General features: G+C 67.9%; 15 protein-coding genes. 6 read left to right on the top strand and 9 right to left on the bottom strand.

Annotated elements, in window-relative coordinates; translation table 11 throughout:
- The first annotated feature begins 29 nt into the window (after positions 1-29).
- The 6 genes from ACZ39I_RS13170 to ACZ39I_RS13145 all read left to right on the top strand — a co-directional run bounded on the left by ACZ39I_RS13170 (position 30) and on the right by ACZ39I_RS13145 (position 5,155).
- Positions 30-389: an ATP-binding protein gene (locus tag ACZ39I_RS13170; RefSeq protein WP_467244582.1), complete on the top strand. Its 360-nt coding sequence runs from the start codon at positions 30-32 to the stop codon at positions 387-389.
- A gap of 273 nt (positions 390-662) precedes the next feature.
- On the top strand, positions 663-2,261 hold the full coding sequence (locus tag ACZ39I_RS13165; protein WP_467244581.1) for a DUF6571 family protein: 1,599 nt from the start codon (positions 663-665) through the stop codon (positions 2,259-2,261).
- A 7-nt stretch (positions 2,262-2,268) separates the two neighbouring features.
- The gene (locus ACZ39I_RS13160) at positions 2,269-2,961 is read left to right on the top strand and encodes a hypothetical protein (RefSeq protein WP_467244580.1); all 693 of its coding nucleotides are present in this window, start codon (positions 2,269-2,271) and stop codon (positions 2,959-2,961) included.
- Between the two features lie 73 nt (positions 2,962-3,034).
- A complete protein-coding gene (locus ACZ39I_RS13155; protein ID WP_467244579.1) occupies positions 3,035-3,370 on the top strand; it encodes a hypothetical protein in 336 nt (111 codons plus the stop codon).
- Positions 3,371-3,414: 44 nt separating this feature from the next.
- Complete coding sequence (locus ACZ39I_RS13150) at positions 3,415-3,762, top strand: PIN domain-containing protein (protein WP_467244578.1); 348 nt, start codon at positions 3,415-3,417, stop codon at positions 3,760-3,762.
- A 160-nt stretch (positions 3,763-3,922) separates the two neighbouring features.
- Entirely contained in the window at positions 3,923-5,155 is a 1,233-nt protein-coding gene (locus ACZ39I_RS13145; protein ID WP_467244577.1) for a cytochrome P450, read from the top strand.
- 24 nt (positions 5,156-5,179) lie between these two features.
- Here ACZ39I_RS13145 and ACZ39I_RS13140 read toward each other — a convergent pair whose 3' ends face one another.
- The 9 genes from ACZ39I_RS13140 to ACZ39I_RS13100 all read right to left on the bottom strand — a co-directional run bounded on the left by ACZ39I_RS13140 (position 5,180) and on the right by ACZ39I_RS13100 (position 12,837).
- Positions 5,180-5,800, bottom strand: coding sequence for an OmpA family protein (locus ACZ39I_RS13140; RefSeq protein ID WP_467244576.1), 621 nt, complete (start codon positions 5,798-5,800; stop codon positions 5,180-5,182).
- Between the two features lie 8 nt (positions 5,801-5,808).
- Positions 5,809-6,384, bottom strand: a complete 576-nt coding sequence (locus tag ACZ39I_RS13135) for a hypothetical protein (RefSeq protein WP_467244575.1) — start codon at positions 6,382-6,384, stop codon at positions 5,809-5,811.
- 34 nt (positions 6,385-6,418) lie between these two features.
- Positions 6,419-7,036, bottom strand: a complete 618-nt coding sequence (locus ACZ39I_RS13130) for a pilus assembly protein TadG-related protein (protein ID WP_467245110.1) — start codon at positions 7,034-7,036, stop codon at positions 6,419-6,421.
- Positions 7,033-7,194, bottom strand: coding sequence for a Flp family type IVb pilin (locus ACZ39I_RS13125; protein WP_467245109.1), 162 nt, complete (start codon positions 7,192-7,194; stop codon positions 7,033-7,035). The genes ACZ39I_RS13130 and ACZ39I_RS13125 overlap by 4 nt, the downstream gene beginning before the upstream one ends.
- Positions 7,195-7,306: 112 nt before the next feature.
- Positions 7,307-8,104 carry a response regulator gene (locus ACZ39I_RS13120; RefSeq protein WP_467244574.1) on the bottom strand — a complete coding sequence of 266 codons (798 nt, stop codon included), beginning with the start codon at positions 8,102-8,104 and terminating at the stop codon, positions 7,307-7,309.
- Between the two features lie 228 nt (positions 8,105-8,332).
- Entirely contained in the window at positions 8,333-9,628 is a 1,296-nt protein-coding gene (locus ACZ39I_RS13115) for a sensor histidine kinase (protein WP_467244573.1), read from the bottom strand.
- Between the two features lie 11 nt (positions 9,629-9,639).
- Positions 9,640-10,527, bottom strand: coding sequence for a DUF5936 domain-containing protein (locus ACZ39I_RS13110; protein WP_398934028.1), 888 nt, complete (start codon positions 10,525-10,527; stop codon positions 9,640-9,642).
- A gap of 16 nt (positions 10,528-10,543) precedes the next feature.
- The gene (locus ACZ39I_RS13105; RefSeq protein WP_467244572.1) at positions 10,544-11,488 is read right to left on the bottom strand and encodes a type II secretion system F family protein; all 945 of its coding nucleotides are present in this window, start codon (positions 11,486-11,488) and stop codon (positions 10,544-10,546) included.
- A gap of 11 nt (positions 11,489-11,499) precedes the next feature.
- Positions 11,500-12,837 (bottom strand): CpaF family protein, encoded by a 1,338-nt coding sequence (locus ACZ39I_RS13100; protein WP_467244571.1) that lies wholly within the window; start codon positions 12,835-12,837, stop codon positions 11,500-11,502.
- Between the last annotated feature and the right edge of the window lie 6 nt (positions 12,838-12,843).

Below are 12,843 nucleotides of genomic sequence, written 5' to 3'. Positions count from 1 at the left end.
CCCTCCTGGCGCGAAAGCGGAGTTGCCGCATGTCTGAAAACACCCCTTGGGAATACACGCTGTACATCCCGAACGACCCCAGAGCGGTCACCATCAGCCGCCGTACCCTTCGCCTGATCCTGACGATGCACGGCCTGATCCGTCTGGTCGACACCGCTGAGCTGCTCGCAGCGGAGCTGGTCTCCAACGCCGTACGCCATACGAAGGGGCCGGCTGCCCTCCGGATCACCTGGTCGACGGGCGTCCTGAGGATCGGCGCTTGGGACACCGACCCCGAACCGCCCGAGCCACCGGGCGCATTGAACCTCTCCGAGGAAGCAGAAGAAGGGCGGGGGCTGGCGCTGGTACGGGCTTGCGCCGACCTGTGGGGATGGCAGCCACTGTCCTGACACGGCAACCGAGGCAAACTCGTGTGGTGTGAACTCGCCACGGCGTAGCAGTCCGTACGGGGCTTGGTCGCGCAGCCCGTCCGTGACCAAGTCAGTGGTGAAGAGCACCTTCTGACAAAGCGGGGCCGCCGTCACGTGGAGGGGGCCGAACGCCGCAGATCCACGTACGCACGTTTCCGAATCAGCAGCTGTTGGCCTTGGCCACGACCGGAACGAGCTTTCTCACCAACTGCGTGAGCGTCTTGTCCGCCTTGGAGAGATCCGGGCAAGGATATGTCGGACCAGGAGCTGACCGAGCTCAACGCACTCCTCAAGGAGCACAGCAAGGACGACAGGTTCGCCGAGAAGTTCGCCACCAGCCTCGGGCTGGCCTTCTGGTCCGAGATGGCCGACCCATACGGCGGCGCCTACAACCGCAGCGACGAACGCGAAAAACTCCTCAAGGACCTCCAGCACCAGCTCGGCACCACCCTCGGCACCGCAACCCACTCCGACAGCAAGGCCATGACGGAATGGAAACGGGACATGATCGAACTCGGGCCACAGCGGCTCGAGATCGACGACGCGGGCAACCCGTACGGCTTCCAGGTCATGAGCAATCTGATGCGTCACGGGGAGTACGACAACGCATTCCTGCAGAGCTACGGCGATGCCCTGATCAAGACCGAGAAGCCCTGGAACGACGGGGACGCGAACCACGGCCTGGGTCTGGACAGGCTCTGGACCGGAAACTTCAACAGCGGTGACCTCAACTTCGGTTCCGAGAACGACCGCGGCAACGACCCGATGACCGGCTTCCTCGAAGCCCTCGGCCACAACCCCGAGGCATCGGCCAAGTTCCTCTCCGACGATAAGCACTTCGACTATCTGGTCGGCGGTGGCGAGGACACCAAAGCCCGAGCCTGGCCCCATGACACAGCGTTCGGCGGCGACCGCGACAAGATTGGCGGCTACGACTCCCTCGGACACGCGCTGGAATCCGCGACGCTGGGTGAGCCGTACGGCACCCACCCCTCGCATCCGAACCGCGGCATGGACGGCGCGACCGAGGTCATGGAGCAGGTGGTCAAGCGCTACGGCGCGGACTCAGATCTGGTGAACGACCGCGACGGCCTCCAGGACAGCGTCACCAGGATGGGCGCCGCGTACATGGACGACCTCAACTACGAGGTCGCGGACATCGGGGACGCGGGCGGACTCATCGACAAGGACGAACGGTTCCCGGCTCAGGGGCGGGACCGCCTGGACATCACCTCGCGGGAAGCCGGTAACTTCCTCTACGGTTTGGCTCAGGACAAGGAAAGCCACGCGGCACTCTCCGTGGCCCAGCAGGCTTACACCTCAGGCCAGCTCGCCGCCCCCAACACGTCAAGCACGGACGCGAGCATCGTGGGAAGCGTCGGGGCCACCGTGCACGGCATCCTGGACCAGGGGCGTATGGATGCGATCGATGAGAAGTACGGCGACGACCTGGACGCCAAGAACAAGGAGATCGCGGAGTCCACAGCCTGGAAGACAGCCGCCACGAGCATGGCCGTGGGCGCCGGCGTGGGACTCGTCGCGGTCCCCACCATGGGAGCCGGCGCGATCGCGGTACCCCTGGTGATGGGTGTGGCCGAGGAGAGCGCGAACACCTACTTCGGGAACTCCTTCAACGCGTCCGCCGAGGAGGAAGCGAAGCGGTACGAGGACCAGAAGGACGGCGAGCGCCGGATGGAGAGGCAGGAGTACATGGATGCCGGCCTTACGACATCCCTTGTGCCGGTGAAAACTTACGCTACCGAACATGCGACGACGGAGAGCGAGAAAGCCGAAATGTGGAACAACGTGAAGGGCTCGTACTATGACGGCGCCCAGTACGCGAAGAGTTGAGATTCACATGGGACACAAATGGGCTCTGAAGTTCTCCTCTTCGCCCATTAAGGCGTTGAGTCTTCCGATCGTTGCAGTGCTGACCCTGACGGCTACCGGGTGCTCGAGTGGCTCAAATAAAGAAGAATCTGCGAAAGCCGAGAAACTCTGCGATGGTGCCGTCAGCCCCTCAGCAGAAACGGCCCTTGAAAAGCTGACCGGAACTTCAGCCATTTCCTCCAGTATGGGATCCGCTTCCCGCACCCCCCAGGAGTTGAGGAAGAGAGCATTGGAGTGGGGAGGCGAGAAGGACGGGGGCGCCTGGAAGAGCAACACTGAGCGCTGGTTCTGTTCCGTTGGCGACCGCAGCGAAGAGAAAACACTGGGTATCGGTTCGTCCTGGTCCCTGGTGGAATTTTCATATGTGGCAGCGGAAATCAATAAAGGATCGAAAAAGTATATCAAACTTTCTCCCGATGTGATCATCGAGAAGGGGCGTAGCGGTCGCGTTGACGTTTACTTTCCATGTCGGGTAAGCGATGGAGGGAAGGAGAGTGCGAACTACACGCTGGAAGTCGACGTCTCTACGGAACTTTCCGATGTCACGGATGCGTCGACCGAAGTCAACGAAGTCATTCTTTCGGTTGCCCGCTGGATGTCCAGCGAGGTGAACTGTGCAAACGCACCTGACATCCCGACCTCGGCTCAGTCCCCAGGGTGATGGCAGCCTCTTGATCACGGATCCCGGAGCACTCACTCCCCCGGATTGCCACACCGTTTGCTACCCTCCCCTCATGGGCGACAAGGAGCGGTACGGCCAGGACGATGGGCCCGCGCAGAAGGTCAGTGTCTCCATGCCCGCCGGTCGAATCGCGGCGGTGAAGGCTCGCGTGGGGGCCCGGGGCTTCTCCGCCTATGTGAGCGCGGCTGTCGAGCGGCAGATACAGCGTGATCTGCTGGAGGAGCTGCTCCAGGCCAAGGAGACGGAGATCGGCCCGCCCTCTCCTGAGGTCCGTGAATGGGCCGCTGAGATCTTTCGTGAGGCCGAGACCATGGCGGCGAACGAGCGGGACGCCGAGGATGACGAGAGGGAAACCGGTCCGCAGTGGCGCGCCCCCAAAGCCAGTTGAGCCATGGCGTACTGCTTCTCGACAGCGAGGGGCTCAGCAGGTTCATGGACAACGACCCGTACGTCACCGGGCTGATCCGGGCAGCGCAGGCCAAGGACACGCTCGTAGCGCTGAGTAACCTCACACTGATCGAAGCATGGCGTCCCAAGATCCGCATGGATCGCCTCCGGTGGCACGTGTCGCGGCTGGAGATCCTGCCGGTCACGGACTCCATCACGTGGCGTGCCGTTGACCTACTGCGTAATGCCAACCTGCACGGCCACAAATACGCGATCGACTCGGTGGTGGCCGCTACCGCGCTCGGGTACTCCGGCCCTCGTGTCGTCGTGACCTCGGACGTGGATGACATGAACAGGTTGTGCGGGAACAAGGTCCGATGCGTAGGCGTGTGACCAGGTTCGACGAGGCGGCCCCGCCTCTCCGTGTCTTCTGGGCACAGGCACCTCTCCGGATCCGGCCAATCAGCCGGCCGTCAGCCGTCTGACGGGGAGTTGTCAGGTTGGCGGGGTTCGATGTCCTCGGCTTCCTCCTCCCCCCCCGCCGAGGAGTGTCATGACCCACACCCCTGCCGACACGCAGGACGAGGCCGTTCCCGATTTCCCGATGCCCCGGGCGGCCGGGTGTCCGTTCGCTCCGCCCGCGGCGATGATGAGACTGCACGCCGAGGAGCCGGTCTCCCGGGTCCGGCTGTGGGACGGCAGCGTGCACTGGCTCGTCACCCGCTACGAGGACCAGCGGGCCCTGTACGGCGACCCGCGCCTCAGCGTCGACACCACCCGGCCGGGTTTCCCGTACCTGAACGAGGCCTTCCGGGAGACCGCGGCCAAGAACCCGCCGTCCTTCCTCAACATGGACGACCCCGACCACGCGCGCATCCGCCGGATGGTCACCGGCTCGTTCGCCGTCAAACGTGTCGAGGCCCTGCGCCCGGCCGTCCAGCGGATGACCGACGACCTGATCGACCGGATGCTGGCCGGGCCCAGGCCGGTCGACCTGGTCGAGGCACTCACGCTCCCGCTGCCGTCGCTGGTGATCTGCGAGCTGCTCGGTGACCCGTACGAGGACCACGACTTCTTCCAGGCCAACAGCAAGGTGGCGCTCCGCCGGGACGTGACCGCCGAAGCGGTTCGGGCCGCCTTCGGCGAGATCTACCAGTACCTGGGCGGGCAGATCGACGCGAAACTCGCCGACCCCGCCGACGACATGCTCTCCGAGCTGGCCTCCCGGGTGCGCACCGGTGATCTCACCCACCACGACGCGACCATGCTGGGTGTCCTGCTGCTCGGTGCCGGGCACGAGACCAGCGCCAACATGCTGGCCCTGGGCATCCTCGCGTTCCTGGAACACCCCGACCAGCTCGCCGTCGTCCGGGACAGCGACGACCCGAAGGTCCTGGCGTCCGCCGCCGACGAGATGCTGCGCTATCTGACCGTCGTCCACAACGGCCAGCGCCGACTCGCCCTGGAGGATCTGGAGGTCGGCGGCCGGTCCATCCGCGCCGGTGAAGGCGTCATCATGCCGGGCGCCACCGGCAATTGGCAGGCCGACGTCTTCCCGGACCCCGAACGGCTCGACGTCCGTCGCGACGCCCGCCGCCACATGGCCTTCGGCTTCGGCATCCACCAGTGCCTGGGCCAACCCCTGGCCCGCCTGGAACTCCAGGTCGTCTACCAGACCGTCTTCCGCCGCATCCCCACCCTGCGCCGGGCCACCGACCTCGACAAGATCCCCTTCAAGGACGACGGCATCGTGTACGGCGTCTACGAGCTGCCGGTGACCTGGTGAGTAGTGGCCCACCATCCCGGTCGGTCAGTTCTCCCCTCGGGGGAAGGACACCTCGACCCGTCGGTTCTTCTTGCGGCCCGACTCCGTCGAGTTGGAGGCGATCGGGTAGTCCTCGGAATAGCCGCGGACCTCGTAGGTGATCCCCGAGTCCTTCAACTCCTGGTCCAGGACGTCCTGTACGGCGTTGGCGCGCTGACGGGAGAGGGTGCGGCCGTGGGCGTAGCTGCCGAGGTCGTCGGTGAAGCCGAAGACGCGGATCCGGGTGGCGTGCTGGTTCTTGATCTCCGCGGCGATCGCGGAGATACGGGCCTTCGCCTCGCCGTTCAGCTTCGCGCTGTCCTTGCCGAACAGGACCTCTGCCTGGAGTGCGAACTTCACGTCCGCGTTGGTGTCTTCACGTCGTTCGTCGCCGCTCTGGTCCTCCACGACCTGCTTGATGTCCAGGACCTTCGGCTCGGCGAGGGTGGCGCCCTCGGGGAGCTTCAGGTCCGGGTCGTTGGGGTCCACCTCGACGGGTGCGGTGGCGGAGGGCTCGGTGCCCGGCGGCACGCTGGGGCCGTCGTCGGCCTGCGCGGCGGGGAGGAACACGGCCGTGAGGAGCGTGGCCGTGGTCAGGGTGAGGGCGAGGCGGGGAGCGGTGGTCATGGGGTGCCTCACCCGGAGATCTGGATGGTGGCGGAGGCGAAGGTGGGGAGTTGGAAGGTGACGTCGGTGGTGTTCGTCGGGGGGGCCGGGAACTGCATGAACACCGGGATGGACGCGCCCGCCTCGATCCTCGGCATGCCCGTCGTCGTCAGGGGCCGGCCGTCGGTGTCGCGCAGGACGTAGTAGCGCTTCTTGGACTTGGAGTCGACCAGGGTCGCTCCGCCCAGTGACGAGCCGTGCCTGATGATCTCGGTTTCGTCGCCCGCCGTCCGTACCGAGACGCGGGCCGCCTTGTCGCCGTCGTTCTTCATCTCGCCGCTCACCGTGAGGAATCCGCCGGAGTCCCGTTGCACGGAAGCGATCTGGAGGACCAGCCCGTCCTCGCCCTTGAGTTCGGCGACGGGCTCGTCCGTGCCCTCCTGGGTGCTCGCGCCGGGCCTGCCGCTCTTGGATGCGGACGCGGACGCCTCCGGCTTCTTGTCGTCGCCTCCACCGCCGCAGCCGGCCACGCCGACGGCCAGACCGGCCGCGATCGTCAGCGCGACCATCCCCCTGCGGGCCTTCGCCGTGAACCGAATGCTCATCACTGCGCTTCCTTCACCACTCGTGGTTGGTTTGTCAGTCGGCCAGATGCACGTCGAAGAGATCCTCGGGCTTCGGGAGATCCTTGAGATCCGTCGGGTCCAGAGTCCAGTCGCGTTCGTCGCACTTGAGCGTCGGCAGCACGTCCGCGTCGGCGTCCGCATCCGCGTCGGCGTCCACTCCCGGCAGTTCGAATGTGCAGGCCGATTCGATCACGGCAGTGGCCTGCTGTACCGACCTCTTGTTCTCGGTGCCGGGGACGATGGAATCACCGACGGTCTTGTTGGTCGTCGCTTCGACCTCGTAGCCCGGGGGCATCCCCGACAGCGCCGTGCAGGTGACCGTGGCGTCGTTCTGCGCAGCCAGTTGGTCCGCGCGTCCACAGCCGTCGAACGGCACCCCCAGGCCGTCGAAGATGTCCCGCCACTTGGTCGGATCGAGGACGTTCTCCACCCACTTGTCGGTGAGCTTGTCCCGCGTGTCCAGGGCCGCCGCCAGCGCCGCCGCGTCGGCCGCCGTCTGGGCGCCGTTCCGGTTCGCCCCGGCCTGACCGACCGCCAGGAAGGCGAACGCGAGAAAGAGCAGGCCCGCCACCACCGTGATGTAGATGGGGAAAGCCTGCCCTGCGTCGTCGTGCCGAGGGGTCCGCGTCAGGCGCCGATGACCTCGTCGATCTTGTCCACGATCGCGTCGTAGATGGCCTGGCCGATGTCCGTCCCCGTGATCGCCAGCACGATCGCCACCACCACCGCGATGATGCCCAGGTACTCGACCGCGGTCTGACCATTGTCGTCGTTGAACCGGTTGCTCATCGTGAGACCCTTCGGTGTCGCCGCCATCGACCACCGGAACGTAGACCTTCGGATCCCGGTCGGCGCAGGGTCCCTGGGCCCAAATCCGGGCCCAAGCTCGCATGGACACGGCTCACCCCACCCCTCGGCTCGAACTCGGGGCCGTGCCCAGCCACTTCGCGGCGGCCTCGGAGCGGCTCGTGCTGTGGAGCTTGGCGAAGATGCGGTTGATGTGGTTCTTGACCGTCTTCTCGCTGATGAAGCAGGCGGCGGCGATCTGCTGGTTGGTCATGCCGGATGCGATGAGGTCCATGATCTCCGCCTCCCTCGCGCTGAGTTGGAAACGCGACCTGTCCGATGACGACTGTCCCACAGATGGTTGCAGTTGCGAAAGGGCTTTTATGGCAATCGGCTTTGCGGGGAAGGGAAGATGGGCATCTACGTGTGCATTCGCATTGCGTAGTTGCGCCAGCAGGGCGCTCGCCGCGGTGGGCGTGAGGTGGGTGCGGCCCCGCGCGGTGTCCCGTACGGCCAGGACGAGCTGGTCCGCCGTGAACTCGCCGTGCACGAGGTAGCCGTCGGCTCCCCGGCGCAGCGCCTCCTGGACGGTCTCCGGTTCTCCGCTGTACGTCAGCATCAGCACCGGGGCGATCGGTACGAGGTACGGGAGGGCCGAGATGCCGTCCACGCCCGGCATCCGGACGTCCAGGAGGACGACGTCCGGGCGGTGCCGGCTCGCGGCCTCGTACGCCTCGCGGCCGTCCGCCGCCTCCGCCACGACCGTGATGTCCGGGCGGCCCGTGAGGAGGGCGGTGAGGCCCGCTCGAACCACCGGGTTGTCGTCGGCGACGACGATCCGGACGGGGGTGGCCGGGGCCGTCGGGAACAGCGCGATCGGTGGGGTGGGATGCTGAGGGTCGTCGTCCGGCATGTCACGGCCTCCTCTCGGGGTGGGGTGCGGGGGTCGTCGGTCCGGCAGTCACCGGTCCGGCTGTCACCGGTCTAGCCGTCACCGGCCCGGCTGTCATCGGCCCGGCAGTCACCGGTCCAACCGTCACCGGCCCGGCAGTCACCGGTCCAACCGTCACCGGCCCGGCAGTCACCGGTCCAACCGTCACCGGCCCGGCTGTCATCGGTCCAACCGTCACCGGTCCGGCTGTCATCGGTCCGCCCCCGGGGGTGGCAAGGGCAGTTGCAGGAGCACTTCCGTGCCCTTCGCGTCCGTGCCCCCGCCGATGTGGATACGGGCGCCCACCGACTCGGCGCGTTCCACCATGCCGACCAGGCCGAAGTGGCCGGAGCGGCGCAGTGCGTCGAGGGTGGTGTCCGGGGGAAGGCCGCGGCCGTCGTCCTGGACGCTGATGCTGAGCAGTTCGTGGTCGGGGTCCACGTCCGCCGTGACGTCGACGCGCGTGGCCTCGGCGTGCCGGTGGGCGTTCTCCATCGCCTCCTCGGTGATGGTGAGGAGCTGGCGGGCCACGGGGTGCGGGACGGCGAGCGCGGGGTGGGAGTGGGTGGGGGCCCGGTAGGTCGCCTGGAGGGTCGTACGGGCGCTGAAGTTCCTTGTGCGGGTGGCGAGTTCTTCGAGTACGTCCGTCGTGGGGGCCGGGTCCCGGCGCAGGTCGGTGAGGAGTTCGCGGGACTCCGTCGCCGCTCTGCGGGCCGCTCGGGCCACCAGCTCGGCCTGCTGTCTGAGCAGGGCCGGGTCCGGGGCTGGGGCGGCCGCCGACGCCGCCAGGCCCTCCGCCGCCAGGGCCACGCCGTGCAGGGTCTTCGCCACCGAGTCGTGCATCTCCCGTGCCAGCCGGGCCCGTTCCTCGCCGACCGCCTCCGTCACCGCCAGGCGGGCCTTCATCGCGGTGAGCGCCTGGGTCGCGGTGCCGAAGCGGAGCAGGAGGTTGCGCAGGGTGGAGCCGACCGCGCCCGTGATCACGCAGAAACCCGGGAGCAGAAGGACGTCGGCGGGAGTCGTGTTCGGGTGTGGGAGGGCTGTCTGGGCCAGGAGCAGGATCAGGGACTGCAGGGACGCGAAGACCGCCGCGCCCCGCCAGCTGTAGGCGATGCCGGCGAGAAGGGGAGTGCAGACACTGACGTACGCGAGGGTGGTGTCCGGGCCCGCGGAGATCAGCAGGAGGCTGCCGAAGAGGGTGTCCGCGGCCAGGAGGGTGGGGTGGCGCAGGAGGAGGGGGCCGAAGCGTTCCCAGTCCCTGAAAAGGGCGTACGACACCATGAAGGTGACGACGACCGCCGCGCCGACCAGGCGGGTGCCTAGGCCGGGGCCGGCGTTGAGGAGGGCGGCGGGGGCGGCCAGGGCGATCATCGCCAGGCGGAAGCCGAAGACCTGGCGGCACATGGCCTGCAGGGCGTTGACCTGGATGTCCAGTGCGGGCACGTCGGAAGGCCCCACCCGGCCTTCGGCGGGGTCGGTGCTCCTGTGCGCACCCGTCGTCGACATCGCTCGGTCCCCTACTTCCCCGTGATCGTGCCGAAGTCGGTGCCCGAGCCGAGCAGCAGCCCCGCGGCCAGCAGGAGCATCGTGGCCGGGACCATGAAGGTGGTGATCATCATGGTGGCCTTGGGGACGGCGCGGGCGGCCTTGCGGCGGGCGTTCTGGGCGTCCGTGCGGCGCATGTCCTTGGCCAGGGAGACCAGGGTGTCCACGATGGGAGCGCCCAGCTCCTCGCCCTGCTGGAGCGCCGTCACGAACATCGCGACCTGTTCGGAGTCGTTGCGGCGGCGCAGCTCCGCGAAGGCCTGGCGGCGGCTCATGCCCAGGTCCATCTGGCGCAGCGTGATGCGCAGTTCGTCGGCCCAGGGACCCTCGTACTTGGAGGCCACCCGGTCCAGCGCCTGGCGGAAGCCCAGACCCGCGCTCACCACCACCGCCAGCACGTCCAGGAAGTCGGGGAGCGTGCGCTCGATGACGTCCTTCCTGACCCGGATCGCAGACCAGATGCCGACCTCCGTCCAGAACGCCCCGAAGGCCAGCAGGAGCAGGGCCACCAGGATCTGGCCGCGGAGGAGGAAGACCAGGAAACCCAGGGCGCCGAGGAAGCCGTAGACCGCCCTGCGGGCCGCGTAGCGGTGGATGGTCAGGCCGCCCGGGTTGCCCGCCAGGTCGATCTTGCGGCGGTACTTCGCCACCTGCTTGGGGCCCATCAGCCGCAGGACCGCGGGCGCGTACCGCATGCCCATGCGGTCGATGAGGGAGTCGACCGCGCCGGTGCGGGTCGATCCGACCTCCAGCGCCAGCACCAGGTCGCTCGGCAGTTTCGCCTCCGCCCGGTACATGCGGATGCCGGCGAAGACGCCCCACACGCTCACGGCCATCAACAGGGCCAGTCCGAGACCGATCACAGCCGCCCCCTCCTCAGACGTCGATCCGCGACAGGCGGCGGATCAGGATGAATCCCACCGCGTACAGGGCGAACGCGATGATCACCGCGCCCTGGCCCAGCGGTGAGCCCGTCATCCGTTCCAGCGCGCCGTCCTTGACGCCGTTCATCAGGAACAGCGAGCCGACGCCGAGGACCGGGACCGCGTACGACGTCATGCTCACCTGGGAGAGCTGGGTGCGGACCTCGCGCCGGGTCTCCTTGCGTTCCTCCAGTGTCTCGGTCAGGTTCCTGAGGGCGCTGACCACTTGGCCGCCCGCCCGGCTCGACAGCACCAGGGTCGTCACCAGGACCACCAGCTCCCTGGACGGCAGTCGCTTCGCCATCTCGTCGAGCGCGTCCTCCATCGGCACGCCCACCGCCAACTGGTTGGCCACATTGGCCAGTTCCTCCCCGGCCGGTGCCTCCAGTTCCTCCGCCGCCATGCCGATCGCGGTGCGCAGGGCGAGACCGGCGTGGGTGGCGTTGGCCAGAATGCGGGCCAGTTCGGGGAGTTGGTTGATGAACTTCTCGATGCGTTTCTGGCGCTGCCAGTTGAGGAACTGCACCGCAGCCCAGACGCCCGCGAGGCCGGCCAGCGGGCCGAAGAAGGGCGCCAGGGCCGCCTGCCCGACCAGCCACAGGCCCCCGACGAGCCCGATCATCGCAGCGAAGAACTCGCCCGGCGTCACGTCAAGACCCGTCGCCGCCAGCCGCAGTTCCAGCTGCCGGCCGAGCCGGGTGCGGCGCAACCTGCGGTCCAGGTCGCGGAAGTGCCGGCGGCGGCCGGTGTACGGCACCTGACCCGCGGCCGACAGCCGGTCGACCAGTGCCGCCCGCTGCGCCCGCCCCTTGGCGTAGAAGTGGAGGCCCACGACGGCGAGGGCGCACGTCAGCAGGGTGGCGCCGATGGTGAGCGTGACGAGGGTCTGCAGGTCCATGGGGGTGGGTCCTACCTGGCTTCTCGGATGGCCAACTGGGCCGCGGACTGGGCCACCCCGAAGGCCTGGGGGGTGGGCTGGCTCGCCATGTAGAGGCGGTCGACGGTACGGCGCGGAAGGGGGAAGTACTCGAACCGGCCGTAGATCTTGCCGTCCGCCGCCATGGGCTGGGCATTGAAGCGGGCCACCGTGACCAGCCGGTACGGCTCGCTGCCGTGGCTGTCGAGCAGCGCGATCTCGGTGATCCGGCGGGCGCCGTCGGCGAACCGGGTGAGCTGGATGATCACGTCGACCGCGCTGTTGATCTGGTCGTGCAGCGCCTCGAAGGGGATCTCCACCTCCGACATCGAGGCCAGGGTCTTCAGCCGCATCAGCGCGTCCTCCGCGTTGTTGGCGTGGACCGTGGCGAGGGAGCCGTCGTGGCCCGTCGACATCGCCTGGAGCATGTCCAGGGACTCGCCGCCGCGCACCTCGCCGACCACGATCCGGTCGGGGCGCATGCGCAGCGAGTTGCGGACCAGGTCGCGGATGGTGACCCGGCCCTGGCCCTCCACGTTCGGCGGCCGCGACTCCAGCCGGACCACGTGCCGTTGCTGGAGCTGGAGTTCGGCCGAGTCCTCGATGGTGATGATTCGGTCGCCCTCGGGAATGAGCCCGGACAGCGCGTTGAGCAGGGTCGTCTTTCCGGTGCCCGTCGCGCCCGACACGATGATGTTGAAGCGCGCCTGCACCAGGGCCGCCAGCAGGTACAGCATGTTCTCGTCGAGGGAGCCGAAGCCGGCCAGTTCCTGCAGCGTGTAGGAACGGGGGAAGCGGCGGATCGTGAGGATGGCACCGGTCAGGGAGAGCGGCGGGATGATGACGTTGACGCGCTCGCCGGACGGCAGGCGCGCGTCGACCATCGGGTTCGTCTCGTCCACGCGCCGGTTGACCGTGGAGACGATGCGCTCGATGGTCTGCATCAGCTGGTCGTGGGAGGGGAAGCGCAGCGGCAACTGCTCGACGCGGCCGCCGCGTTCGACGAAGATCGAGTCCGGGCCGTTGACCATGATCTCGGTGATGGAGGCGTCTTCGAGCAGCGGTTCCAGGATCCCGAGGCCGAGCGCCTCGTCGACCACCCGCCGGATCAGCTGCGAGCGTTCGACGGTCGACAGGACCGGACCCTCACGGCTGATGATGTGCCCGAGCACCCGCTCCAGGCGGGCCCGGCGCTCGGCCGCCGCCAGCGCACTCATCTCCGCGAGGTCGATCTCCTCGAGGAGCTTGGCCCGGTAGGAGGAGACCAGGTGGCCGTCCTCGCCCCGACTGCCGTTCTCCTCGGGGGTGTTGATACGGGACCGCAGACTCATGGGGTA

Source organism: Streptomyces sp. NPDC024687, from assembly GCF_055559055.1.
This window is presented reverse-complemented; position numbering and strand designations above follow the sequence as displayed.